This window comes from Bartonella sp. AU55XJBT (assembly GCF_028618525.1).
Genome location: NZ_JAQITC010000009.1, coordinates 1 through 22773 on the forward strand (window position 1 = coordinate 1; position 22773 = coordinate 22773).

Below are 22773 nucleotides of genomic sequence, written 5' to 3' on the forward strand. Positions count from 1 at the left end.
AGGTTTTAAAGACCCTTTTAAAGGTCTTTGAAGACCCTTTGAGAACCCCTTAAAAATCCTTTGAAAAAAAATAATTTGGTACAAAACCTAGTGTCAAAATATACAAAACCCGCCGACAAGCTACAGCAAAATATACAAAACCCGCTGGCAAGCTACATACATACAGTCAAAATATACAAAACCCGCTGGCAAACTACATCGGTAGCGGAGGAGGGATTTGAACCCCCGACACAAGGATTATGATTCCTCTGCTCTAACCTACTGAGCTACTCCGCCACAATAAAATTATAAGTGCAAATAATTACATCTTCTGCGGATATAAGAGGTAGAATAGTGAGATGTCAAGCATCGTTTTTAAGCTTTTCTCTTGTCATTCTATTTTATCCTCGATATGTAAAAGTATAATTTTATAGATAAAGTAAGGTAAGGCGTAAAAATGGTGCCACGTGTAGCGGTTTTAGGATGCGGTTATTGGGGTGAAAACCATATACGGACACTCCACTCTCTTGGCGCTTTAGCAGCAGTTTCTGATATTAATGCTGATCGTTCTGCCAGTTTTGCAGCGATGTATGGTGTAGAGGTTGTTCCACCAGATGATCTTTTCACTCATCAAAATATTGATGCACTCGTATTAGCGCTGCCACCACAATTTCATACGCAAAATGTGCTGCGTGCTGTTAAAAATGGCAAAGATGTTTTGGTGGAAAAACCAATAGCCTTGAATGTTGCTGATGCTAAACGCCAAGTTCAGGAGGCTAAGGACTATGAGCGGGTTTTTATGGTGGGCCATATTTTACGTTTCCATCCAGCTTTTGAAAAAATGTGTGAATTGGTGAAAAACGGGAAATTGGGGGAGGTGCGATATATTTACTCTCATCGATTAGGCTTTGGAAAATTTCACACGCACAGTGATGCTTTATGGGATCTTGTCCCTCATGATCTCTCAATGATTTTGGCATTGACAGAATGTGAACCCTCCGAAATTCGAGGTGAGGGGGCTGCCGTTGTTGATCAGATTTCTGATTTTTCTCATGTTCATATGACTTTTCCAAATGATGTGCGTAGTCATCTTTTTGCTTCACGTTTGAGCCCTTATCGTGAGAGGCGTTTAACTGTTGTTGGGACAAAGGCTATGCTCGTTTTTGATGATATGGAACCGTGGAGCCGTAAATTGGCAATGCATCATTTTGCCGTTTGGAAAGAGAATCAGGAGTGGGCTTTTAGCATGGATGAGCTAAGTTACATTGATGTTTGTGAAGATTTGCCACTTACTTGCGAATTGCGGCATTTTCTTTATTGTATTCAAACGCGTCAATCGCCTCGTACAAATGGTGATGATGCTATTGCGGTTTTACGGATTTTAACAGCTGCTGGTGTCAATTATGATAAATAAAAGAGATAAGTAGTGCTTTTGTATTCTTGTGATGATCAATGGAGTTAATATGCAATTCATCGACCTTGGGGCGCAGCGGGCGCGTATTGAAGATAAAATTAATTCTGCAATTGCGCATGTGGTCGCGAGTGGTCAGTATATTTTGGGGCCAAAAGTAACAGAATTTGAAGAGAAATTGGCTGAGTATCTTGGCGTTAAACATGTCATTGCATGTGCTAATGGAACAGATGCTTTGAAGATGCCTCTTATGGCTAAAAATATTGGTCCAGGGGATGCTGTGTTTTGTCCTAGCTTTACGTTTTCGGCAACAGCTGAAGTCGTTGCTTTGGTGGGGGCTGAGCCTGTTTTTGTGGATGTTTTACCCGATACATTTAATATTGATGTTGAAAAACTTTCTCACGCTATCGAAATGGTTAAAAAAGAAGGAAGGCTAAAGCCAAAGGCTATTATTGCTGTTGATTTATTTGGACTTCCTGCTGACTATGTGCAAATTGCTCAAGTGGCAGCAAAGGAAAATCTGTTTGTCATTGAAGATGCTGCTCAATCTATGGGTGGAAGAAGCGGTAATATGATGTGCGGTGCTTTTGGTGATGTGGCTGCCACAAGTTTTTATCCTGCAAAACCATTAGGGTGTTATGGCGATGGAGGTGCTATGATCACAAATAATGATGATTTGGCAGAACTTTTACGCTCTATTTTGTTTCATGGGAAAGGTAAAACACAATATGATAATGTACGGATTGGTATGAATTCACGTCTTGATAGTATTCAGGCTGCAATTTTACTCGAAAAGTTTGTGATTTTTGAAGATGAAATGGAAAAGCGTGGAGAAATTGCTCAACGTTATTCCAATGGGTTAAGAGATATTGTTACAGTTCCAGAAATAGGAGAAAATATTCGTTCTGCTTATGCCCAATATACGATGAAGGTAAGAGAGCGTGATAAATTAAAAGACTATCTACAAAAAAATTCCATTCCTACCATGATTTATTATAAAACTCCCTTACATCAACAGCTAGCTTATAAGCACTTTCCTTATGTAAAAGATTCCCTTTCTGTTTCAGAGTCTTTAGGAAAGTGTGTGTTAAGTTTACCAATGCATCCTTACTTGACGCAAACGGATCAGGATATGGTTATCCAAAAAATAAGAGATTTTTATCACGCTTGAGAGTATACTTTTATCTTTAAAACTTATGGTAAAAGCTTTATGGGTGGTCCATCTTAGAAGGTATTTTTTATTAGAGTATGCGATGAATATTTTAAGGTATTATTTGCCTCTAGGACTCGTGAAATGCCGTCCTTTAGGGCGCTGATGTGACAGGCAAGTGGAATCGTTAGATAAGAAGATGGATTTTTTCAAGTCGGTGTAGAGTAAGAAATTTTTTCTTTAGTTTAGCGGGAAAGTCACGTTTAGTAAAAGGCATTTGGATTATGAGAGCTACAATGAACCTTTATTAATTTTTACTCTTCATTGAAGGTGTTGTAAGAAATAATTTATTTAACGGGGCTTTTAGAGGAGAGATAAGTTATTTTTTTGCGAATACGTGATGCTAAATCATTTTTGCTTTTGGATTTTTGAATCAGTGTGTTGATGGGTGATGTATGCCCTTCCTGTAGGGCTATTTGAGCGGCTAATGTTGCTGCAAGGTCTTTTGTTTCTTCACGGAGCTCTTCCAGTAGTTGGTGGTTAGCAGTCGTATCAAGCGCATGAGTTTGGATTTTTTGTATACGTTGCTGATAATATGCGATTTTTTCACGCATCATTTTTGATTTCCTTTGAAGGTGTTTGTTTTGACAATATTTTGTTTGATGACGATTGATTCTTTGGGAGAAGTGTTTTGTGCGGGGAGGTATAGCCGATAAAGTTGTTCTGTTACTTGGCTCAGGTGTATTTTTTGTTGGGCGTATTTTTTTTGCAAAGATTCGTACTTTTGTTGGTTTTTTGCTAATTCTACAGCATGTTGTGCGCGGATAAAATCGTGGTTTGCTTGGATTTCCGTGAGTGATAATGGAATTTGTGCACAAACATCTTTATGCGCAAAATGAACGGCTTTACGCCAAATAAGAGGGGATAAAAGCACCAGTAACCAAGAAGTGGAGGCAGCCCCAAGAATAAAAAAAAGAAACGATTGAATAAGCATAATACCCCTTTTCAAATAAGAAGACGTTTAAAACGGATTCCATGTCGGTCTAGGTGTTAATTTTAAATATCCTATGTTGATACCAAGGCGTGCACCGATTCCTGTCCGTATTGGGATTAACAAGGTGTCATGGTATTTGAGCACATGAAAACCAACACCTGCAATTAAATAGGCCGAACCTGAAATACCACCATAGCGTCCCCATAAATTATTTATGTTCTTAAGATTGTAAACCAAGATCATGAGACGAGAACCTTGTCCACCAAAATCCCAGCCTACTGAAGGACCTTGCCAAAAAATTTTATGCTGACCATAACTTTTGGTAAAAACTTTTCCTTCGCCATAGGTTAATCCAGCAAAAAAGGCACCGGAAGCTTCTTCTCCTAAAATATAGGCATTGGGATAGCCGTATTGTGAAAAAATATTTTGAATTGCGATCGCTAGACCACTGGTTGTTTTTCCAAAAAAAATATGACCAGAATCAATTATTTCTTGAAGTGAATAATGAGGCTCATTTTGCTCTATTGGTTTTAGTTGAGCATGTGTAGTGTTTATGGTGACGAATAAAAGGAAGATTAAAGATATAATATTTTTGTACCAGTATTTTAGCAGAGAGAGAGCCATAGAGTTTTCTCCTTTTATTAGTGACGAACAAAAAGATAATATTAGGATTTTCATTCTATTCAAATAAAAAATAAGATGTAAGGTTATTTAAATTCTTGAATTTATTTCTGAAAACTTTTTAGCATGATTGTTAATGTTTTCTCTTATGCATCAGATGTTAAGAGTTTTTCTTTAAAATAAAGTTTGTTTTTTTGAATTTAGGAGTTTTCAATCGTTATGACGTTCGCTATTTCTTTGAAGCCTATGGATCTTGCTGCTTTGCTTTGTAGTCGTATGTGCCATGATTTAATTTCACCTGTGGGGGCTATTCAAAATGCAATGGAGCTTTATGACGACGGAGGCGCTGAAGAAGAGGCTTTGCAATTGGTGCGTTTATCCGTTGCAAGTGCTTCTGCACGTCTACAATTTGCGCGATTGGCTTTTGGTTTTGCTGGTGCAAGTGGAGGACAAATAGAGACACGTGCCGCAGAGCAGGTTGCGCAGCAATATATGCTGCAAGAAAAAGCAACTTTAAAATGGCAGGCTCCCTCTCTTTTGTTACAAAAAGATGAAGTTAAACTTTTGCTTAATTTGTTATTGATTGCAAATGCAACAGTTTCTCGTGGCGGTGAAATTGTTGTTATGGTTATGCAAGAGGGGAATAAACGTTCTTTTCAATTTGAGATTTTTGGTAAAACTCTCCGTATTCCTCCTTATTTTCTTGCGTTATATCATGGAGAAGCTCAAGAAGAGCTTATTGATGCACATGTCATCCAATTTTATTACACAATGTTACTTGCTGAAGTGACAGAGATGAAAATAAATATTGATGAACGGGATCATTGTATTGTTTTAGAAAGTGTGAAAAAGCTTTGAATAAGAAAGAAGCGCTTAAGCCGTATTGGGGAAAAAGAAACTTCGATTAGATTTACAAGCGATAAGATTATATTTGTGAGTAGAGTGTATTATTTCTTAAGCTTTAAGCGCTTTCCGTATGAGACTTTTTGTTTGTGAGTTTTTTATTTGCAACAGAGAAAAATCTGGAGAAAAATCTCGGCCCGCTACACTCCGAGATTTTACAATGTGTATTTTCACTGCTTAAGCGGTTTTTCGTACGTTCTCTTCAACTGGATCACGCAAGACATAACCACGTCCCCAAACGGTATCAATGTAGTTTACATTAGAAGAGACTGCTTCCAATTTTTTCCGTAATTTACAGATAAAAACATCGATAATTTTTAGTTCTGGTTCATCCATTCCACCATAGAGATGATTGAGAAACATTTCCTTGGTAAGTGTTGTGCCTTTGCGCAAAGAGAGAAGCTCTAACATTTGGTACTCTTTACCGGTTAAATGAACAGGACGTCCTGCAACTTCGACAGTTTTTGCGTCAAGATTAACGGTGAGATCACCGGTGACAATAACTGATTGTGCATGTCCTTTAGAACGACGAACAACTGCATGAATACGCGCAATGAGTTCATCCTTATGAAAAGGTTTTGTCATATAGTCGTCTGCCCCAGAACCAAAACCACGAACCTTGTCCTCAATGGCATTCATACCGGAAAGGATAAGGACAGGCGTTTTTATTTTTGCTAACCTTAGAGTTCGTAAGACATCGTACCCTGACATATCGGGCAAATTTAGATCAAGCAAAATGATATCATAATCATAGAGTTTTCCTAAATCGATGCCTTCTTCACCAAGATCAGTGATATAAACATTAAAATTGGCTGACTTTAGCATCAACTCAATGCTTTGAGTAACCGCTCTATCATCTTCAATTAATAATACGCGCATTTTAGATCCCTCACTTCGCTCCTTGACGAATCACAAGGAGCATTTCTATTTTATAAACAGTTGGTAAAACCACTGTTGATAAAAACAATTCATGAAATTAAACACTTAGCAATAAAGCGTTTATAAATATTTCAGTAGTACGCGTAACAATCACTACCAAATTCCCCACTATCCATGATAGTGGTTAACAAAATATTTTTATTTTTGAAAGAGGCTACAAAATTATTTTAAAAAAAATCGCGTATTTTTTCACATAATAAGAAATGAAGGGCTTTTCCTATAAACTTTAATCTAAAAAAATCTTTTAAAAAAAGTCTTATAAATTACTTTTTTACAATTTCAGTGTTTATTTACGGAGCTTTAAACCTCTTCATTTTATAGTGGAAGGGAAAAATAAAGAAATAGTTATGGCTCTTTAAAGAAGGTTGTGTTTGCAGATGCTTTAAGGAAGGGCGGAGTTATAGTCTCATTAATGGACTGTTTTTTCGGCTAGACATATAACTAAAACGATATGAATTGAGTATGAATGCGCGTTTTGAGTTGGCACAATCAAGGAGTAGTGAGTATGAAGCCACGGGAAAATATGGTGCGATTGAGAATGTTTCAAGTGCGTGGAAAGCGCCGTGAAATTGCACAGCTTGAGATGATGATCACAGAATTTGAACGAATGGTGTTAGAATTGGAAGCACAGATTTCTCATGAAGAACGTAAATCTGGAAACAATGATGTTCACCATTTTGCTTATTCTGCTTTTGCACGTGCTGCTCGACAAAGACGTGATAATTTGATCAATTCCATTCGTGATTTACAGCTTCAAAAAACAAATGCTGAAATTGCTCTTCATGAAGCGCATACAGAGCTGCAACATGCACAGCTTTTGGAAGCACGTGAAAAAAAGACTGCTGCCGATGATGTGGATGATGAAGGTATTTTGATTCAATCAAATTCAATGGTTGGCTAATTCAATGAATGAGTAATCAAAATAATTATTGAAAAAGCAATTCTTTCAGATTTATCTATTGAAAATAATATAAAAACAGCCAAACTTAGTAAAAGTTTGGCTGTTTTTATAAAGTGCTTTATGTTATCAAACCATGATCAATGGCAATTTAATGCCTGTAATGTTGAATCTTGGTCGTTCGTAATCCCGCTAAGCCGTGTTCATCGATCAAACTTTGCCATGAAAGAAATTCTTCCACAGTCAAAGTATAACGATGACACGCTTCGTCAAGACTTAACAATCCGCCTCTGACAGCCGCAACAACTTCAGCTTTGCGACGAATCACCCAGCGCCGTGTTGTTTGTGGCGGTAGGTCGGCAATTGTAAGTGGACTTCCATCTGGCCCAATAACATATTTCATTTGTGTTTTTATCAAATTGGTCATTCGTATCCTCTACCTCTCGTCAAGGATTTGATTCGTTTATAGAGTATGAAATTTAAAAAAGAGCTAAACGCGCTGAAAGAAAAAATTAATAAAGTGATTGAGCGGGTAAAAAGGGGCTTAAGCGAACTGTGTAGAAGCGCCTCTTGCAACATTTTGCCAGATTGGAAAAAAGAGAAAAAATTTTCCCTCAATGATTTTTCTAACTGATTTCCCCCAAGTGATGACCATCGTGCCTTATTTCTATCACTCTTTTTTATTTACAGCTGCTTTTAAGAAAATGATGCTACGGTTGTGGAAAGGATGAAAAAACAATATAAAGGCAATCAATAGCATAAAAGTTGCAATAGCATAAAAGTGGTGAAGAAGCGCATATAAGAATGTTAACATATGGGTATCCATTAATAGAGTACTAAATAGAGAATGAATACATGTTTTTGAACAGTCTTGATTTACCAGGACAACCTAAGGATTCTCGCATTGTTGTTGCAATGTCAGGGGGCGTTGATTCATCGGTTGTTGCGGGTCTTTTGAAAAAGGAAGGGTATAATGTCATTGGCATTACATTGCAGCTTTATGATCATGGGGCTGCAACGCATCGGGTAGGGGCGTGTTGTGCGGGACAAGATATTGAAGATGCGCGTCGTGTTGCAGAAACATTAGGAATACCGCATTATGTTCTTGATTATGAGAAACGCTTTCGCGAAGCTGTTATTGATCCTTTTGCAGAAAGTTATGCTCATGGAGAGACTCCAGTGCCATGTATCGCGTGCAATCAGACAGTTAAGTTTGCTGATTTATTAGCAACAGCGCGTGAATTGGGGGCCGATGCTTTGGCAACGGGACATTATATTCGTTCGCGTTCTCATGGGGCACATCGAGCACTCTTTCGTCCTCTCGATAACGATCGTGATCAGAGTTATTTTCTCTTTGCCACAACACAAGAACAGATTGATTATTTGCGTTTTCCCCTTGGCGACCTTCCAAAAGCGCGCGTTCGTGAAATGGCCGCGGAAATGGGCTTTGTGGTTGCCAATAAGCATGATAGTCAGGATATTTGTTTTGTTCCACAAGGAAAATATTCAGATGTTATCGCAAAGCTGCGTCCAGAAGCAGCCAATCCTGGCTTTATTGTTCATATCGATGGAAAGATTTTGGGCAAACATTCGGGGATTGTTAATTATACGGTTGGTCAACGTCGTGGTATTGGGGTGTCAACAGGGGAAGCGCTTTATGTGGTTTATCTCGACGTGGAAAATGCTCGTGTTATTGTTGGTCCGCGTGAAATGTTAGAGACATATAAGCTTTTTTTACGGGATGTGAATTGGCTTGGTGATGAGTCGTTAGATGATTTCCCTTCTCAAGGTATTGAGGTGGCTGTAAAGGTGCGTTCAACACGTCCGCCTCACCTTGCACGTTTACATTATAAAGAAGGTATTTTTTCCGTTGATTTGTTGGAATGTGAAAATGGTGTGGCACCAGGGCAAGCTTGCGTTCTTTATGATGGAAGTGCCCATGATGCGCGTATTCTGGGGGGAGGATTTGTAACGCATTCAGAGCGTGCGGCTGACATTGAAAGGATGTTGAAGCGTGTTTTGTGCAATCTTGAAACAGAAGATTCTGTTTCCTCTGAACTTAAAACAACAGCTTCATAAAAAGATAGTAAGTTAATTTATAATGATAATTTTTATCCTTCAATTTGAATGAGAGACTTATGTAAAACTTTCTCATTGTAATTTTTTTTTGTGATTGAATGCCTTCAACCATGTCTTTTGCCTATTACAAGGGGGGATAGTGGACAAGTGGGCATATGGTGGGGAAGTTGATAAAAAGAAATGTAAAAATGTCTTTGATGAATGCTCTCAAATGCTAGGGGATAGCAACTTGTGGGGTTGGCAAAGAACATACATCATTGGATATTTGTTACAACTTAAAATTTTATCATCTTAAGTGTTCAAAGTCGGTAAAATGGGCGAGGGCAATCCCTGAGGCTGTGGCAACATTGAGGCTGTCAAAGCCATCCGTCATGGGAATTCGTAAGGCTTTTGATTGTTGTAGTATATGGGGTGGTAAGCCATCACCTTCTGTTCCAAAAATAAGGGCCATTCTTTTGGTTTTGTTGGCTTGCTTAAGCGTGTGTGAGGCAGAAGGGGAGAGTGCATAAAGATGAAAGTTTTCATCGTTTAGAGCAGCTATAATGTCATCAATATCGGCGTTTTGCGTATAGGGCACTTTTAGAGCAGCGCCGGCAGAAACTCTGATTGATTTGCGATAAAGTGGATCGCATGAGGTTTTGTCAACAATAATTCCGTTAATGGCAAAGGCTGCTGCATTACGAAAAATTGATCCCATATTATCGTGATTTGAGATACCACATAAAACCAGAATCAAAGCTTTTTCTGGAAGATTTTGTAAAAAACTTTGTAATGATGGGAGCGTTTTGCGTTTACCAATACCCAGAACACCACGATGAACATGAAAGCCGGTGATATTATCCATGACTTTTTGTGGAACGCAATAAATGGGACAGAGAGGCTGTGTTTTTTCTAAAAGCGTTAGAAGTCTAGGCAGACGTTTTGCTACGATAAGCAGCGAGAGAGCAGAAAATTCTTTCGAATGCAATAATGCGGATAACGTTATTTTACCTTCAGCAATAAATTGATGTTGTCGTCCAACGAGATCTTTTTCACGAATATTATGATAGTCTCTCAGCCGTGGATCATCTGTTTCATTGATTGTTGTGATATTCAAATGCATGCGAGATTTTTAAGGCTTTTTTCTTTCAATTTCCAGATATTAGAATTTGCTTTATTAAAAAAAAGAGAGATGAAAAAATATTATTTTAAAACTTATGGTAGAAATTTATGTTGACAGCATATAATAATGGGTGTATTGTGAAGACACTGATGCGGGATAATAAATTTTGTTTTCGTATCGGGTGCAGTGTCTTGGGTCCCCGCTATTTCCCAAGTTCTGTATGCCCTTAAATTATAAGGGAAAAGAATCTGGGTCCCCAATGCCCAGATTCTTTTTGGGGGCATAACTTTTTTTCTAAATTTTTTAGCAATCATATTTTAAAATGTCCTTAAGCTGTGAGGTTACAGGAGAGCGCTCAGTCATTTTTTCTAAGGTGAAAAGATGTTTATAGATGAGTTATAATGCACATCATAAGAAGTGAAAATAATGCTTGATCATGATATATTTGAGCAAAAGCTAAGTTCTTCGTTCATAAGACGTGAGATGGCTTTATGTTATTCAGAAAACGTTTAATAGAGGGGATGTATTTGATTTTTGATGTGTATATTTCTCTCGGGAAAGCTGTTTGTTTATGACTTGTTTTCTTCATCCTTTATTGCTGATGTTCGTGTAACTTGAGCAGTTTTTGCGATAACAATAGTGAATTGAGACGTTTAGTATATGATGAAGCTTCTGTAATATTGAGAAAATATTGGTGATATGCCAAAAATATCATTATAGGGCTAAAAATATTATTCCTTGTTTTGTGAGGAAAAGGATGGGGTTCATGAATGTGAAAATCAATATACAAAGCTTAACTTTATACTCTATTTTTATTGCGTGTATTGTTTTTGCTTTAAAATATTGGGCATATCACATTACAGGGTCGGTTGCACTTTATTCTGATGCGTTGGAATCAATTGTCAATATCCTTGCGTCATTGGCGGCATGGTGGGCTGTTAAAGTGAGTATGAAGCCAGCGGATCATGATCATCCTTTTGGACACCATAAAGCGGAATATTTTTCCGCGATTCTTGAAGGAGTTCTCATTATTATTGCGGCAATTGTTATTTTAAGAGAAGCATGGATAGCACTTGCCACCGTTAAATTATTGCAGAAACCTGGAATATGGCTTGTTATTCATTTTGTTGCAACTGTCATAAACTGTATGTGGGGAGTGGTTCTGATTTGGCAGGGAAAACGGCATCGCTCACCGGCTCTTAAAGCTGATGGGGTACATTTTATAACGGATGTTTTTACTTCGCTTGCAATTTTAATTGGTCTGATTGCTGGTTTTGTCGGGGGATGGGGCGTTTTAGATCCAATTTTAGCGATAATTGTTGCCGTTAATATTCTCTTACAAGGCTGGAAGGTGATTAGGAATGCTGTTCAAGGATTAATGGATGTTGGCGTTGAATTGAATGAAACCATGCGGATTCGGGAGCTTATTTCTGCCAATGCATCTGGTGCACTTGAGATCCATGATTTACGCACGCGTGTTGCTGGGAGGGTTACTTTTATAGAGTTTCATTTGGTTGTGCCTGCTGTCATGCAGGTCGGAGAAGCCCATAAAATTTGTGATAAAATTGAAGGTGTTCTTCAAACAGAATTTGATAATGTGCGTATTTCTATTCATGTCGAACCTGAAGATGAGGCAAAATTGCCTCCCGGTACAACGATGATACCTTTTATATAAAAGGTATCATTTATATAAAATACTTTAATGAGATAACCATCATAACATACCTCGCTTTACTTATTCTTACAAAAAAATATGTCTTTCATATCGCTGTGATGTTATTAAAGAGCCCTTAAAACAATGATTCCTGGTGTTTTTGCAACATAATCCATAAAAGGGGAATCAACTACTTTTTCATTTGTTTTTCGTGAAGAAGCATTGCGTAACATTGGCCCTTTATCCGTCATGATAAAGAACCCCACATGTGTCACGTCTAATCCTGCAATTTTTGTATAAATGCCAATGAAATCACCTGATTTTAAACGGCTTATAACCTCTTCATTAATAAAGTTACTTGGAATATAGGTTATTGTGCGTTTTACAATTGGCAGTCCGAGAAGATAGGTTCTATCATCAGCTTTTTTATTGAGATACTTTTCTATGCTGACGGCATGAGGACTTATTTCAGCGGTAATATCAGCGGCGAGTTTATATTCTCTATAAGCCCAGTCTGTAAAAAAATGTTTTCGATTTAAAAAATGAACATTACCTTTAATGTAACGCGTTTTTATGACGTTATTGATGAATTCTTTTGGGGATGTTGATTTGCGCAATGCTTCAACATAATCTAGATACGTAAAGCAATCTAAGCCTCTAAAATCAATAATGAGTTTTTCTGGTGTATTTTCTGAGCCCTGTAACATATTTGCTTTGTAAGGTGTCCCTAAAAATGCTTTAGAAAAAAAATCAATCAGGGTTCCCTTTTCGTGATCATTTAATTCTGAACGTTTTTTGAGAAGAGCATTTAATTTATTTAAAGTGTAGGGATCTAGCTCTACGTTAGTTGTTTGTTGGTTTTCTCTTTTATTTTCTAAAGCACCCTTTTGTGAATCAGAATTTTGAACATCACATCCTGTCACAAACATTAAAGTAAGAATTAATAGGGATATTTTTCGCATTTTATACACTATTTTTAAATTCACAGCTCATGGACAACTGTCTCTAAAGGGGTAGAGCCTCATGCTTATTCGTTAGATCATTATTGGATTTAATAATAGCATATAATCATTGATGTCCTCAATAAATATGATCCGTTTTTACAGTGTAAAGCTATTCTGATGATGTTTCTTTAATCTTATCGTATATTCTGAGGATGAAATTTTTTTTAAGAGCTTATCTTTTGTAATGTTTTAATGATTATAGGGTCTCTGAGCTATTCAATAAAATTGCGATTTTTGAAAGGTGTGGTATGAGTGTGGAAATAATGATTGATAAAGTCAATTATAATTTCTTTAAAACTATATAATATCTTTAAAATTATTGTGATGTTCTATCATCTTATGAGATCTTATTCATTATTTTCTTTCATGAATATTTATTTGTTTAATGTAAAAAAATAATTTTTATACATTGTATACAAAGTAAAAAATAATTTTATATTTTTATCTTGACTCTTTTTAAAATTTTTACTTTGTTATTATTTTGTATGTGAAACTTATACGGTATAGAGTACTTAACAAGAAGAGGGTAAAAGAAAGCGGGGGCGTAACTGTGCGTGTAAAATGAGTGACTGAGTGTAAAATAGTATGTATGTTATGCAAGATCACAGGCTCAATCCGAAATTTGTTCGGCGTGGGCTCATTTTAGTGTTTATCACTTTATTGTTAGATATCCTTGGCATTGCAATGATTTGTCCCGTTTTGCCTGAATATTTTTCTCAGTTAACTGGAAAAGATGTCAGTACATCTTTTGTAGAAAGAGGAAAATTACTTGCAGCTTATTCAGTGATGCAGTTTTTGTTTGCTCCTGTTATTGGCAATCTGTCTGATCGTTATGGTCGTCGTCCTGTTTTACTTGTTTCTATTATCTGCTTTGCTCTTGATAATCTGATATGTGCTATAGCATGGAGCTATTCTATGTTATTTATTGGGCGTCTTTTGTCAGGAATAAGTGGGGCTAGTTTTACAACTTGTACAGCTTATCTTGCTGATATATCAGATGAAAAAAACCGTACACGCAATTTTGGTCTATTAGGGGTTGCATCCGCATTAGGGTTTATTTTTGGGTCATTTATTGGTGGTTTTTTAGGTCAGTTTGGTCCGCGTATTCCTTTTTATTTTGCCGCTGCTTTTTCGATCATTAATTTTATTTTTGCTTGGATTATGCTTCCTGAAACTCTCTCTTTATGGAATCGACGTTTTTTTGATATTAAGCGGGCAAATCCCTTAGGCGCTTTTTGGCAACTGAAGCAATATCCGATGGTTCTTTGGGTATTGTTGGTCTTTTTTCTTTATTGGTTTGCGGAATCTGTATGGCTAAGCATTTGGGCGTTCATTGCAAAAGAACGTTATGAGTGGAGTTCGTTTTCCATAGGGCTATCCTATAGTGTTTTTGGGATAGGCCAATTTATTGTTGTCGCTCTTATTTTGCCTTATTTTTCTAAACGATGGAGCGATTGGCGTATTACAATAGTGGGGCTTTTGTTTGCATCCGTTGCTATGCTAGGCTATACATTCGCAATAAAGGGGTGGATGGTTTATATGGTTTGTGCATGTACAATGCTTGAATATCTTGTTCATGCACCTATCCGTGCTATTGCTTCAGCGCAGGTGCCGACAAATGTACAAGGAGAACTACAAGGAGCCATGACATCTGTTGTTTCATTGAGTTTAATATTTGGTTCTGTTTTTTATGTATTTCTCTTTGAATGTTTTACAGATAAAAATGCACTGTTTTATTTTTCTGGTGCTCCTTTTGTTGGAGGTTTTTTGCTGCTTGTCGTTGCAACGATCATTTTTACCTTGCGGGTACGTTAATTTGTCGAAGAGAGCTGGTAAAAATATTTTGCGAGAGAATGCAATAATTTTTAATTTTTTTGTGATGTTTGTTTGGTAATATGAGTATGTATCGTAAAGCTCTTGTTTTTTGCTTAGTACCATTCAGTATTCATGGAGCATTACGTTAAAAAAATGCTCCAGTGTTAGATGCAGCAGTGTTATACGAATAATTTCAAATTTTTGATACTCAAACTGGAAATAAAATACTGCGTATATTTATTTGCATTTTATTTTAAGATATTTTTTTATAATTCATAATGAGATCAGAAAAATGCTGAAAGAGGTAGTGACTATCTTGTGGTCCTGGGGAAGCTTCGGGGTGATATTGAACAGAAAAAACGGGTTTTCCAATAATTCGAATACCACAGTTTGAACCATCAAAGAGAGAAATATGTGTTTCCTGAACATGTTTTGGTAAAGAGGTTACATCGACAGCAAAACCGTGATTCATCGATACAATTTCAACTTTTCCAGTGTTAAGGTCTTTAACGGGGTGGTTTGCACCATGGTGTCCTTGGTGCATTTTTACGGTTTTTGCACCAACTGTCAGAGCGAGAAGTTGATGACCAAGACATATTCCAAAAATTGGTAAATTATGATCAATCAATGTGTTGATTGTTGGTATGGCATATTGAGCTGTCGCTGCGGGATCTCCAGGCCCATTAGAAAGAAAAATACCATCAGGATTCATTGCCAGAATTTCTTTTGCACTTGTGTGGGCGGGTACAACAGTAATGCGTGCTTTTTGTGTTGCCATAAGGCGAAGAATATTGCGTTTAATACCATAGTCAATGGCAACGATGTGAAGATTGTGTACATTGTTTGTGCCATATCCTTTATTCCAACACCATGGTTCTTCATCCCATTGCATTGACGATTGAGATGTCACTTCTTTCGTAAGATCAAGATTGACGAGACCATGCCATTTTTGTGCACGTTTTTTTAAAGAAGGAATATCAAAATTTCCATCAGGATCATGCGCAATGACAGCATTTTGAGCACCCTTTTCACGAATAAGAATTGTGAGTGCGCGTGTATCAATACCACAAAGTGCAATAATTTTACGGGCTTTAAGCCATTGATGAAGGTTTTCATTGGCACGATAGTTTGAAGGATGCGTAATATCTGCCTTGAAAATAGCCCCAACAGCACCGTGGTCGTGGAGAGGCGTGAGCGCTTCAATATCTTCACTATTTGCCCCTACATTTCCTATATGAGGAAATGTAAAATTAATGATTTGTTGTGTGTATGATGGGTCTGTGAGGATTTCTTCATAGCCTGTGATGGCAGTATTAAAGCATACTTCAGCTTCAGCAATACCTGTCGCACCTGCTCCTTTGCCTTCAATAACGGTTCCATCAGCAAGGACTAAGAGGGCTGTAGGTTTGCTAACACTCCAAGGGCTGCTCGATGAAATCGTTTGTATCATAGTGTGTACCCACAATTTATTTTCTGAAAGGTATAATAATTAACTTTACACAAAAATCATACCTCTAACAGATGCTGTGTCTATTATTCTAGTCATGTTTTGCTTAAAACAGAGAGTATAAGGACATTCCATGAAGAGGTAAAGTCTTGTTTTATCTTTTCTAAGATCGAGTTCTTAATTATTTTTTTTTATCCTCCATTGCAAGATGGATAAAGATTGGTTAAAAGGCATTTTCCGTTTGAACAAAATTGGATAAATTTATGTTGCGTGACCAGATTGATGGGGCTCTTAAGGCTGCTTTGAAAGCGCAAGATAGGGCGCGTCTTGCTACACTTCGTTTAATGAATGCTGCGGTTAGAGATCGTGATATTCTTTATTATGATGAAGGAAAGCTAGAAGTGAATGATCAGCAGATACAGTCTGTTTTCATGAAAATGCTTCAACAGCGTGAAAAGTTGATGCGTGTCTATAAAGAGTCTGGCTGCTTGGAATTGGCAGAGAGAGAACAAGCAGAAATAGAAGTTATTCGTGAGTTTCTTCCTTATCAACTTAAGGAGATGGAAGTAGAACAGGTTCTTTGTGAAGCTTTGGCACAAACGAAAGCTAAAAAATTACGTGATATCGGTAAGGTGATGGCGTGGCTTAAGGAGCGGTACGCAGGGCAAATGAATTTTTCTAAAGTGTGCAATAGTCTTCGTAAAAAATTGCAATAGAGCTTATTAATTCAAGCAATTGAAAAATATTTTATTGTGCGTCACTTTTGTAAGTCAGTAAAAATATCAGTATATACTATTTATCTTTTACAATAAAACTCTTATCAAAAAAAATAACTCTTTGAAGTGAACGAATCTTTCTTAGGGATCATGGCGCAATAAAATATCTTTTCTATCTTATTATTTTCTGTTCTTCAAAGCTTTTAAATCATTAAAAAAACAAAAAGATTATAGAATTTTTCCTTTTAAAAAGATTTATTGTCTTCAATGTTAAAGATAAAAAAAGAGGATGATGAGAAAAGCTAACACATAAAAATTTCAAACTTTTTGTAGGTGTGTATTTTAGGCTTTTTTGGTGATTCACAGCGCTGGTTTGGTAAAGAATTGCTATTATTTTCCAAGAATGAAGATTATTCGGCAAAAAGTTTAAATCCAGATGATTTTATCGATATGGTGCGTGTCTGCTTAATTCAAGCACTTGTTGTCATGTTTGGGATAAGAAAGGCAGAACTTTAAACGTTTTTTCTAAGGAACATTTTTAAGCTAAAATAACAAGGTATTTCGAAAAGAAGTTTTCGTTTGTAATCTGTTTTGAGATAGTTTTGCAATTCTTTTCTTTGATTAAATCCCTTATAAGCTATATAAAATCTATACATTATGCAGAATAAAATGAGTATCCTCACTTATGGTGGAAGTACAGTGGTGAGTCTGCTAAAAACAACTCAGTGAGCAACAATGGCTCATCCGCTAGCCGCAAACGGGAACGGCGTGCCCAGAGCGCGCCTTGTTGCCCCATATGAATGTAATCGCGAGTTAGTTTGTCACTATTAAATAAATAGTGTCCTAAGGGGATCGTTCCTAAATGCATCAAGGCTTGATTGTGTTGAAGAGTTTCTTGTGGAATGACAGTGCGTCCAAGGAGCCAAGGTTTATTATCTCCCATCAATATGACTTCGCGGAGCCAATAATGCGTACTTTTGGGGAGATGTTTTGCTTCTTCTTTTAATTCATCTCGCGTAATAAAACATTCACGTTGTGGTTGAACTTGGAGGCAGGTACAATATTTTTTTAATCGAAGCGTCATCGAGCCTGATTCCATGAGCCAATCCTGAATGTTTTCTGGTACAGGAGGATTTTGATCAGAGAGCCACTTTAGAGGGGGTAAAATGGAATCTTCAAGATCAGACATTATTTTACTCCACATCTCAAATCCTATTCCATATGTTATGCTGAATGCGCTAAAGAGATGGCCCTATTGTAATATAGGCGTATAAAAGCAGCAAGATTTTAACAGAAAAATATTAAAGGGAAAATCGAAAGGAAAGATCTTTAAAACAAGATATGTGGAAAATAGGTTATAGAGTTATTTTCATTAAAAGAGCCAAATAATATATTGGTGCTTTATCTAAAGTGCTTTCACATAATGCGTTATAGAATTTTCTTTATGGCATGAGGGGGAATGGATAGGATATTTCGTGTTTTAGCATTCGTTTGTAACGCATATAAAAAAGAGATGAAGAATTCATCTGTGTAAGATGATGTAAAGAGGAAATTTTAAGAGGCGCAAAAGCGTTGTTTTATAGTTTAGAAAGTGAAGGGATCTCCAAATATTTTGCATTGAAATGGAAAGGTGATCGCATTTTTTATAATACAGAATTTTATAGTAATGTATTTTGGAAAAATTAAATAACGCATACACCCCTCCTGATATGCGGAGGCTTATATAGATATGGAAGGGTGCATTACAAAAATCTTTATTGCTTTTTGTTAAGGTACATGACTGTGTATGTCAGAAATCGCGACTTAAACACCTCTCACAATCATACCAAAACTGGTAGCGATGAGTTACGGGGAAATATTTCAAACTGTGACGGTTATTTCACAGTTTTTATTGAATCCCAAAAGGTGATTGAATAAATAAATGCTCTATGATCGAATTTTTCGTCCTATCCATATAAGAATACAGGCTCCTATAAAACCTGAAACAAGATAACCGAGCCAACCAGCAAAACTTACGCCTAAAAGACTAAAAAGGAAACTCGCTAACGCAGCGCCAATAATCCCTAAGATAATATTTAACAATATTCCTGTTTGGCTTTTCATAATATATTGTGCAGCCCAACCTGCAACTCCGCCGATAATAATAGCTGCAATCCAACCGATGTTTGCATTTTCCATGATACTCTCCTTTGCCTGAATTTAAATTGTAACTAGAGTAAACTTTTTAAAGATCAAGGTTTATTCCTTTTTTACCCAGTGAAAAGGACATTTCTGTTAGAGGTTTTACTTATTACTTTCTTGTATATTCAAATAATATACATTTATATAATGTATAATACTTATTAAATGTAAATATATATAACATATTTTAATTTATAAATAAATTATTTAAGTGAGAAATATGAATAAAAAAAGAAAATATTGGTAAAAATATTTTAAGAATGTATAAAGTGTATTTATAAGATTTTTTGCAATCTCTCTCTTAGGTTAAAAAAACAATAGTGATTAAAGCAACCGGTAAAATAGATATTTAAAAGTTTGGAGTTTGCCAATTGGTTTCAATGATGTTTGAAATGAAATTAAAACTGTTTTGTTGACGCGTTATAAAATGCTTTGTAAATTAGGTTTCTACAAATATTGATATAAATGTTGTAGTTGGGTGGGGTTTTGCATCTCTTATAGAAGATTTTTGTTTTTTGCTGTTGCTGTGGAGTGGTTCCATTTTTACAAGACGGATTTAGGTTGGCACCATCATTTCTTTTACCTTCTCTTTTATGTGGTTAACAGTTTTTGTTTTGAGATGGTGAGGCATTTTATGTCTTCCTTCAAGAGCTTTATTCTGTATGCTGCTCCGCGTGTCATGTGTAAGCAGAAGACTTTGAGTCATTCATTATGAATAATGAATAGATTAAAAATAAAGAAATTTACGATGAAGAGAGCTCATTCAAATCGTCAAATGATAAAATAATTTTATTAAATCAATATATTTGAATGTTCAAAATTGAGTAATCGATGCGATGCCTTTCTTGTTTGGAAAGTTTAAGATTTTTCTATCTGTTCTTCAGCAGGGTTGCGTAGGCGAGAACTTTGAAGAAGTCCCTGTTCTTCTAAAATGGGGTAGATCATTGAGGTCAAAAGAGAGTTAATTTGTTTGAGGTCACGAACAGTATCAAGATGAAGACTAGATGATTCTACGTTTTTGAGATCCCCTTCACGCAAGCGTTTAAAATGTTTTAAACTCATCTCTTTTTCTAAGTTTCGTAGTTGATCTTTTTTTTGTACCAATAGATGTGCTGTGTGCGTGTCCCGGGAGACAAGAACGTTAAATGCTATATGTGCGTTGGCGAGTACAATGGCATGGAAACGAAGGAGATCATCCCAGCCTTCGTTGCTGAACTTTAGATTTTTTTGTTGTTTCTTTTTAACTAGCATCAGCATATTGTGAATAATGATATCGCCTGCTTGGTCTAATTTTATACAGGCGCCTAGAAGTTCTTGCGTTTGAAGAGCTTCTTCATCGGATAATTTTTGTCCCGCTAATCGTGCAAGATAAAGTTTGATGGCGATATGTTTTCTGTCCAATATGGTGTTTAGTTGATTGAGTTCAGCAATAATATTGGGATCTGGTTCTTCATAAAGTTCCATGATTTTTTCTAACATGATGTCGACAAGATCACAAATATGAATAACTTCACGCATGACATTCGAGAGCGCTAAAGCTGGGCTTTCAAGAACGCTATCATCAAGAGCTGTTTGATCCGATAAATTAAGCGTTTTATCGGTTTGCATTTTTTTTGTACTCATATGAACGATTTTAGTGGTCAATTTCAAAACCCATTTTGAAAGCGGTATTCCAGCGAGGAGAATGAAAACATTAAAAATGATATGGGCATTGATCACTTGAGTAGGGGCGTTATTGCCAAGCCATGTGATGGGGGGGTGAAAAGACAGAAATAAGATCAGCACAAGGATTGAACCGGCTCCACGCATGAGTAAATTCCCCAAAGGAACAAGGCGGGTATTTGGAGAAGCGTTGCGTGTTAAAAGCGGTGCTATAAGAGAAGAGCCAAAGTTAACACCAAGAACCATGACAACGCAAAGTTGCGTATGGATAAGGTCGTAGTTGGCAAAATTAACCAGCAAAATGATTCCTGCAATGGATGAATGTAAAAGATAGGTTAAGGTGGCTGCCAGCAAAAAAGTTGAAACAGGATCGGTTGAAAGGTAACGAATGATGCTCGGCAAAATTTCGCTATCCCGTAAAGGTTCTGTCGCTGTACTGATCATTTGTAAAGACAAAATCAAAAGACCAATACCGATGACAATACGTCCTATTTGACGCCACTCACGTTTTTCTGTTGTCATGAAGATACAAGTGCCAATTAAAAGGCAAAGGGGTATAATAAGGGTGAGATCGTAGGTGAGAATTTTAACAACGAGTGCTGATCCTAATTCTCCTCCACGTACAGCCATAAGTCCCGCTAGCCCAGAGACAAAACCAGATTCAACGAAAGAACCAACGAGAAGCGTTATGGCTGTAGAGCTCTGTAAAATCATTGCTGTAAAAAGCCCAAAACTTACAGCAAACAATGGTTTGGAAATGATGTGGCGCATGTTATATTTAAGCTTGTCACCATAGGCGCGTTCAATTCCTGTGCGCACCATGCGTGTGGCCCAGAGAAGTAAAGAAACAGCGCCAGCAAGATGGAGGAGTACCAATGAGCCATTCATGATACTTTTTCTTTCTCTTTTGTTTATGAATAGGGTTAACTCAAAATTGATAACTTGAAGTTTATTGTTTTTACTTTGCTTTTAATATTTGATTAAAATCAGAACCGCTAGGATTTTGAAAAACCTTTAAACCAAAAAAGGGAAGAATGGAATAAAGGTGGTCAAAAATATCTCCTTGAATTTGTTCGTAGTCTAGCCAAACGGTGGTGTTCGTAAAGCAATAGATTTCTAAGGGTAAACCATTTTCTGTAGGGGGTAATTGTCGGGCCATAAAGGTCATATTGGGGTTAATGTTGAGATGCTGTTGTAGATAAGCAAAAACATAAGCGCGAAAAGTTCCAATGTTGGTTAAGCGGCGCGTATTGGCTAAAATATCATGATTTTTATCTAATTGTGCATTCCATTGATCGATTTCTGCTATTTTTTGCGTGAAATAATTTTCTAATAAATTAAATCGGGAAAGATATTTTTGTTCTTCTTCTGTGAGAAAATGGATACTTGATTGATCAATAAAAAGAGAGCGTTTGATGCGTCTGCCCCCTGATTCTTGCATTCCACGCCAATTTTTAAAAGGGTCGGTTACAAGCTTACGGATCGGGACAGAGGTAATGGTGTTGTCGAAATTTTGAACTTTAACAGTATGAAGGGCAATTTCAATTACATCACCATCAGCACCAAGATTGGGAATTTCAATCCAATCACCAACACGAACCATATCCGTGGATGAAATTTGAATGCCGGCAACAAGAGAAAGAAGTGTATCTTGAAAAATTAACATGAGAACTGCGGCCATTGCACCAAGACCGGAGAAGAGAATAAGAGGGGAACGGTCAATTAAGGTGGCGACCATTAAAACGGCTGCAATAGCAAAAAGTGCAATTTTAGCAATTTGAATATAACCTTTTATTGGTTTTAGTCGTGCTGTTGGTCGTTGTTCGTAAAGAATGTTAATGATATTGAGACAGGCAGAAATTGTCAGAACAACAAAAAAGATAATGAAGGCGTTGGCAACATTATCAATGACAGTGCTGAATGCATCAGGTAATGTCGGTATAAAATTAACACCGACTGAAAGAATAAAAGCTGAAATGATATTCGCTAGGTATTGAATAGCATTTTTAATATCAGTCGTTGTATTCTTGGGGAGGAAAGAAGAGAGCTTTTTTGCTCCGTGAATGAGTAATTTTCGTCCTACAAAGTTGATTAAAAGGGCCACTATAGTAAGAATAATAAGCCAAGAAATAGCTTCTAACCACGGATATTGAACAATAAATTCGATCACTTTATTTACTCTCCATTTTTAAAATTATAGGCAGTTGAGAGATTAAAA

General features: G+C 36.7%; 20 protein-coding genes, 1 tRNA gene and 1 pseudogene. 10 read left to right on the top strand and 12 right to left on the bottom strand.

Annotated features, from left to right (window positions below; all coding sequences use genetic code 11):
* Positions 1-202 precede the first annotated feature (202 nt).
* Positions 203-276, bottom strand: a tRNA-Met gene (locus tag PVV70_RS05675).
* Between the two features lie 160 nt (positions 277-436).
* Here PVV70_RS05675 and PVV70_RS05680 point away from each other — a divergent pair.
* Together PVV70_RS05680 and PVV70_RS05685 are read left to right on the top strand one after the other, a co-directional pair.
* The gene (locus PVV70_RS05680; protein WP_273758307.1) at positions 437-1393 is read left to right on the top strand and encodes a Gfo/Idh/MocA family protein; all 957 of its coding nucleotides are present in this window, start codon (positions 437-439) and stop codon (positions 1391-1393) included.
* Positions 1394-1442: 49 nt separating this feature from the next.
* Complete coding sequence (locus tag PVV70_RS05685; protein ID WP_273758384.1) at positions 1443-2561, top strand: DegT/DnrJ/EryC1/StrS aminotransferase family protein; 1119 nt, start codon at positions 1443-1445, stop codon at positions 2559-2561.
* Positions 2562-2887: 326 nt separating this feature from the next.
* Here the strand turns inward: PVV70_RS05685 and PVV70_RS05690 are convergent.
* Together PVV70_RS05690 and PVV70_RS05695 are read right to left on the bottom strand one after the other, a co-directional pair.
* Positions 2888-3534: pseudogene (locus PVV70_RS05690) on the bottom strand (hypothetical protein).
* A gap of 27 nt (positions 3535-3561) precedes the next feature.
* Positions 3562-4158, bottom strand: coding sequence for a DUF1134 domain-containing protein (locus PVV70_RS05695; RefSeq protein ID WP_273758308.1), 597 nt, complete (start codon positions 4156-4158; stop codon positions 3562-3564).
* Between the two features lie 216 nt (positions 4159-4374).
* Between PVV70_RS05695 and chpT the strand changes: the two genes are divergently transcribed.
* Positions 4375-5013 (top strand): histidine phosphotransferase ChpT, encoded by a 639-nt coding sequence (gene chpT / locus PVV70_RS05700; RefSeq protein ID WP_273758309.1) that lies wholly within the window; start codon positions 4375-4377, stop codon positions 5011-5013.
* Between the two features lie 222 nt (positions 5014-5235).
* Here chpT and ctrA read toward each other — a convergent pair whose 3' ends face one another.
* Positions 5236-5937 carry a response regulator transcription factor CtrA gene (ctrA, locus tag PVV70_RS05705; RefSeq protein WP_254492950.1) on the bottom strand — a complete coding sequence of 234 codons (702 nt, stop codon included), beginning with the start codon at positions 5935-5937 and terminating at the stop codon, positions 5236-5238.
* A 565-nt stretch (positions 5938-6502) separates the two neighbouring features.
* Between ctrA and PVV70_RS05710 the strand changes: the two genes are divergently transcribed.
* Positions 6503-6898 (top strand): flagellar export protein FliJ, encoded by a 396-nt coding sequence (locus PVV70_RS05710; RefSeq protein ID WP_273758310.1) that lies wholly within the window; start codon positions 6503-6505, stop codon positions 6896-6898.
* Positions 6899-7046: 148 nt separating this feature from the next.
* Here PVV70_RS05710 and PVV70_RS05715 read toward each other — a convergent pair whose 3' ends face one another.
* The gene (locus tag PVV70_RS05715; protein WP_273758311.1) at positions 7047-7322 is read right to left on the bottom strand and encodes a DUF1153 domain-containing protein; all 276 of its coding nucleotides are present in this window, start codon (positions 7320-7322) and stop codon (positions 7047-7049) included.
* 45 nt (positions 7323-7367) lie between these two features.
* On the opposite strand from PVV70_RS05715, the gene PVV70_RS05720 reads away from it, so the two are divergent.
* Entirely contained in the window at positions 7368-7529 is a 162-nt protein-coding gene (locus tag PVV70_RS05720) for a hypothetical protein (protein ID WP_273758312.1), read from the top strand.
* Between the two features lie 221 nt (positions 7530-7750).
* Positions 7751-8974, top strand: coding sequence for a tRNA 2-thiouridine(34) synthase MnmA (mnmA, locus tag PVV70_RS05725; protein WP_273758313.1), 1224 nt, complete (start codon positions 7751-7753; stop codon positions 8972-8974).
* 286 nt (positions 8975-9260) lie between these two features.
* Here the strand turns inward: mnmA and PVV70_RS05730 are convergent, their stop codons facing one another.
* Positions 9261-10076 (bottom strand): RNA methyltransferase, encoded by an 816-nt coding sequence (locus PVV70_RS05730; RefSeq protein ID WP_273758314.1) that lies wholly within the window; start codon positions 10074-10076, stop codon positions 9261-9263.
* Between the two features lie 766 nt (positions 10077-10842).
* Between PVV70_RS05730 and PVV70_RS05735 the strand changes: the two genes are divergently transcribed.
* Complete coding sequence (locus tag PVV70_RS05735; protein ID WP_273758315.1) at positions 10843-11751, top strand: cation diffusion facilitator family transporter; 909 nt, start codon at positions 10843-10845, stop codon at positions 11749-11751.
* 104 nt (positions 11752-11855) lie between these two features.
* On the opposite strand, the gene PVV70_RS05740 is transcribed toward PVV70_RS05735, so the two are convergent.
* Positions 11856-12692, bottom strand: a complete 837-nt coding sequence (locus tag PVV70_RS05740) for a DUF1460 domain-containing protein (protein WP_273758316.1) — start codon at positions 12690-12692, stop codon at positions 11856-11858.
* Between the two features lie 636 nt (positions 12693-13328).
* On the opposite strand from PVV70_RS05740, the gene PVV70_RS05745 reads away from it, so the two are divergent.
* Positions 13329-14549, top strand: a complete 1221-nt coding sequence (locus PVV70_RS05745) for an MFS transporter (protein ID WP_404977262.1) — start codon at positions 13329-13331, stop codon at positions 14547-14549.
* 253 nt (positions 14550-14802) lie between these two features.
* On the opposite strand, the gene carA is transcribed toward PVV70_RS05745, so the two are convergent.
* The gene (carA, locus tag PVV70_RS05750; RefSeq protein WP_273758318.1) at positions 14803-15999 is read right to left on the bottom strand and encodes a glutamine-hydrolyzing carbamoyl-phosphate synthase small subunit; all 1197 of its coding nucleotides are present in this window, start codon (positions 15997-15999) and stop codon (positions 14803-14805) included.
* A gap of 248 nt (positions 16000-16247) precedes the next feature.
* On the opposite strand from carA, the gene PVV70_RS05755 reads away from it, so the two are divergent.
* Together PVV70_RS05755 and PVV70_RS05760 are read left to right on the top strand one after the other, a co-directional pair.
* Complete coding sequence (locus PVV70_RS05755) at positions 16248-16712, top strand: GatB/YqeY domain-containing protein (protein ID WP_273758319.1); 465 nt, start codon at positions 16248-16250, stop codon at positions 16710-16712.
* A gap of 333 nt (positions 16713-17045) precedes the next feature.
* On the top strand, positions 17046-17228 hold the full coding sequence (locus tag PVV70_RS05760) for a hypothetical protein (protein WP_273758320.1): 183 nt from the start codon (positions 17046-17048) through the stop codon (positions 17226-17228).
* A 163-nt stretch (positions 17229-17391) separates the two neighbouring features.
* Here the strand turns inward: PVV70_RS05760 and ubiC are convergent, their stop codons facing one another.
* The 4 genes from ubiC to PVV70_RS05780 form a co-directional block, all read right to left on the bottom strand.
* Entirely contained in the window at positions 17392-17901 is a 510-nt protein-coding gene (gene ubiC, locus PVV70_RS05765) for a chorismate lyase (protein ID WP_273758321.1), read from the bottom strand.
* Positions 17902-18638: 737 nt separating this feature from the next.
* Positions 18639-18890, bottom strand: coding sequence for a GlsB/YeaQ/YmgE family stress response membrane protein (locus PVV70_RS05770; RefSeq protein WP_273758322.1), 252 nt, complete (start codon positions 18888-18890; stop codon positions 18639-18641).
* 861 nt (positions 18891-19751) lie between these two features.
* Positions 19752-21443, bottom strand: coding sequence for a Na/Pi cotransporter family protein (locus PVV70_RS05775; RefSeq protein WP_273758323.1), 1692 nt, complete (start codon positions 21441-21443; stop codon positions 19752-19754).
* A gap of 70 nt (positions 21444-21513) precedes the next feature.
* Positions 21514-22725, bottom strand: coding sequence for a mechanosensitive ion channel family protein (locus tag PVV70_RS05780; RefSeq protein WP_273758324.1), 1212 nt, complete (start codon positions 22723-22725; stop codon positions 21514-21516).
* Between the last annotated feature and the right edge of the window lie 48 nt (positions 22726-22773).

What these genes read in the sequence shown, in the direction of transcription:
- PVV70_RS05680 (WP_273758307.1), top strand. Translation starts at nt 437, where the DNA reads ATGGTGCCACGTGTAGCGGTTTTAGGATGCGGTTATTGGGGTGAAAAC.
- PVV70_RS05685 (WP_273758384.1), top strand. Translation starts at nt 1,443, where the DNA reads ATGCAATTCATCGACCTTGGGGCGCAGCGGGCGCGTATTGAAGATAAA.
- PVV70_RS05695 (WP_273758308.1), bottom strand. Translation starts at nt 4,158, where the DNA reads ATGGCTCTCTCTCTGCTAAAATACTGGTACAAAAATATTATATCTTTA.
- chpT (WP_273758309.1), top strand. Translation starts at nt 4,375, where the DNA reads ATGACGTTCGCTATTTCTTTGAAGCCTATGGATCTTGCTGCTTTGCTT.
- ctrA (WP_254492950.1), bottom strand. Translation starts at nt 5,937, where the DNA reads ATGCGCGTATTATTAATTGAAGATGATAGAGCGGTTACTCAAAGCATT.
- PVV70_RS05710 (WP_273758310.1), top strand. Translation starts at nt 6,503, where the DNA reads ATGAAGCCACGGGAAAATATGGTGCGATTGAGAATGTTTCAAGTGCGT.
- PVV70_RS05715 (WP_273758311.1), bottom strand. Translation starts at nt 7,322, where the DNA reads ATGACCAATTTGATAAAAACACAAATGAAATATGTTATTGGGCCAGAT.
- PVV70_RS05720 (WP_273758312.1), top strand. Translation starts at nt 7,368, where the DNA reads ATGAAATTTAAAAAAGAGCTAAACGCGCTGAAAGAAAAAATTAATAAA.
- mnmA (WP_273758313.1), top strand. Translation starts at nt 7,751, where the DNA reads ATGTTTTTGAACAGTCTTGATTTACCAGGACAACCTAAGGATTCTCGC.
- PVV70_RS05730 (WP_273758314.1), bottom strand. Translation starts at nt 10,076, where the DNA reads ATGCATTTGAATATCACAACAATCAATGAAACAGATGATCCACGGCTG.
- PVV70_RS05735 (WP_273758315.1), top strand. Translation starts at nt 10,843, where the DNA reads ATGAATGTGAAAATCAATATACAAAGCTTAACTTTATACTCTATTTTT.
- PVV70_RS05740 (WP_273758316.1), bottom strand. Translation starts at nt 12,692, where the DNA reads ATGCGAAAAATATCCCTATTAATTCTTACTTTAATGTTTGTGACAGGA.
- PVV70_RS05745 (WP_404977262.1), top strand. Translation starts at nt 13,329, where the DNA reads ATGCAAGATCACAGGCTCAATCCGAAATTTGTTCGGCGTGGGCTCATT.
- carA (WP_273758318.1), bottom strand. Translation starts at nt 15,999, where the DNA reads ATGATACAAACGATTTCATCGAGCAGCCCTTGGAGTGTTAGCAAACCT.
- ubiC (WP_273758321.1), bottom strand. Translation starts at nt 17,901, where the DNA reads ATGTCTGATCTTGAAGATTCCATTTTACCCCCTCTAAAGTGGCTCTCT.
- PVV70_RS05770 (WP_273758322.1), bottom strand. Translation starts at nt 18,890, where the DNA reads ATGGAAAATGCAAACATCGGTTGGATTGCAGCTATTATTATCGGCGGA.
- PVV70_RS05775 (WP_273758323.1), bottom strand. Translation starts at nt 21,443, where the DNA reads ATGAATGGCTCATTGGTACTCCTCCATCTTGCTGGCGCTGTTTCTTTA.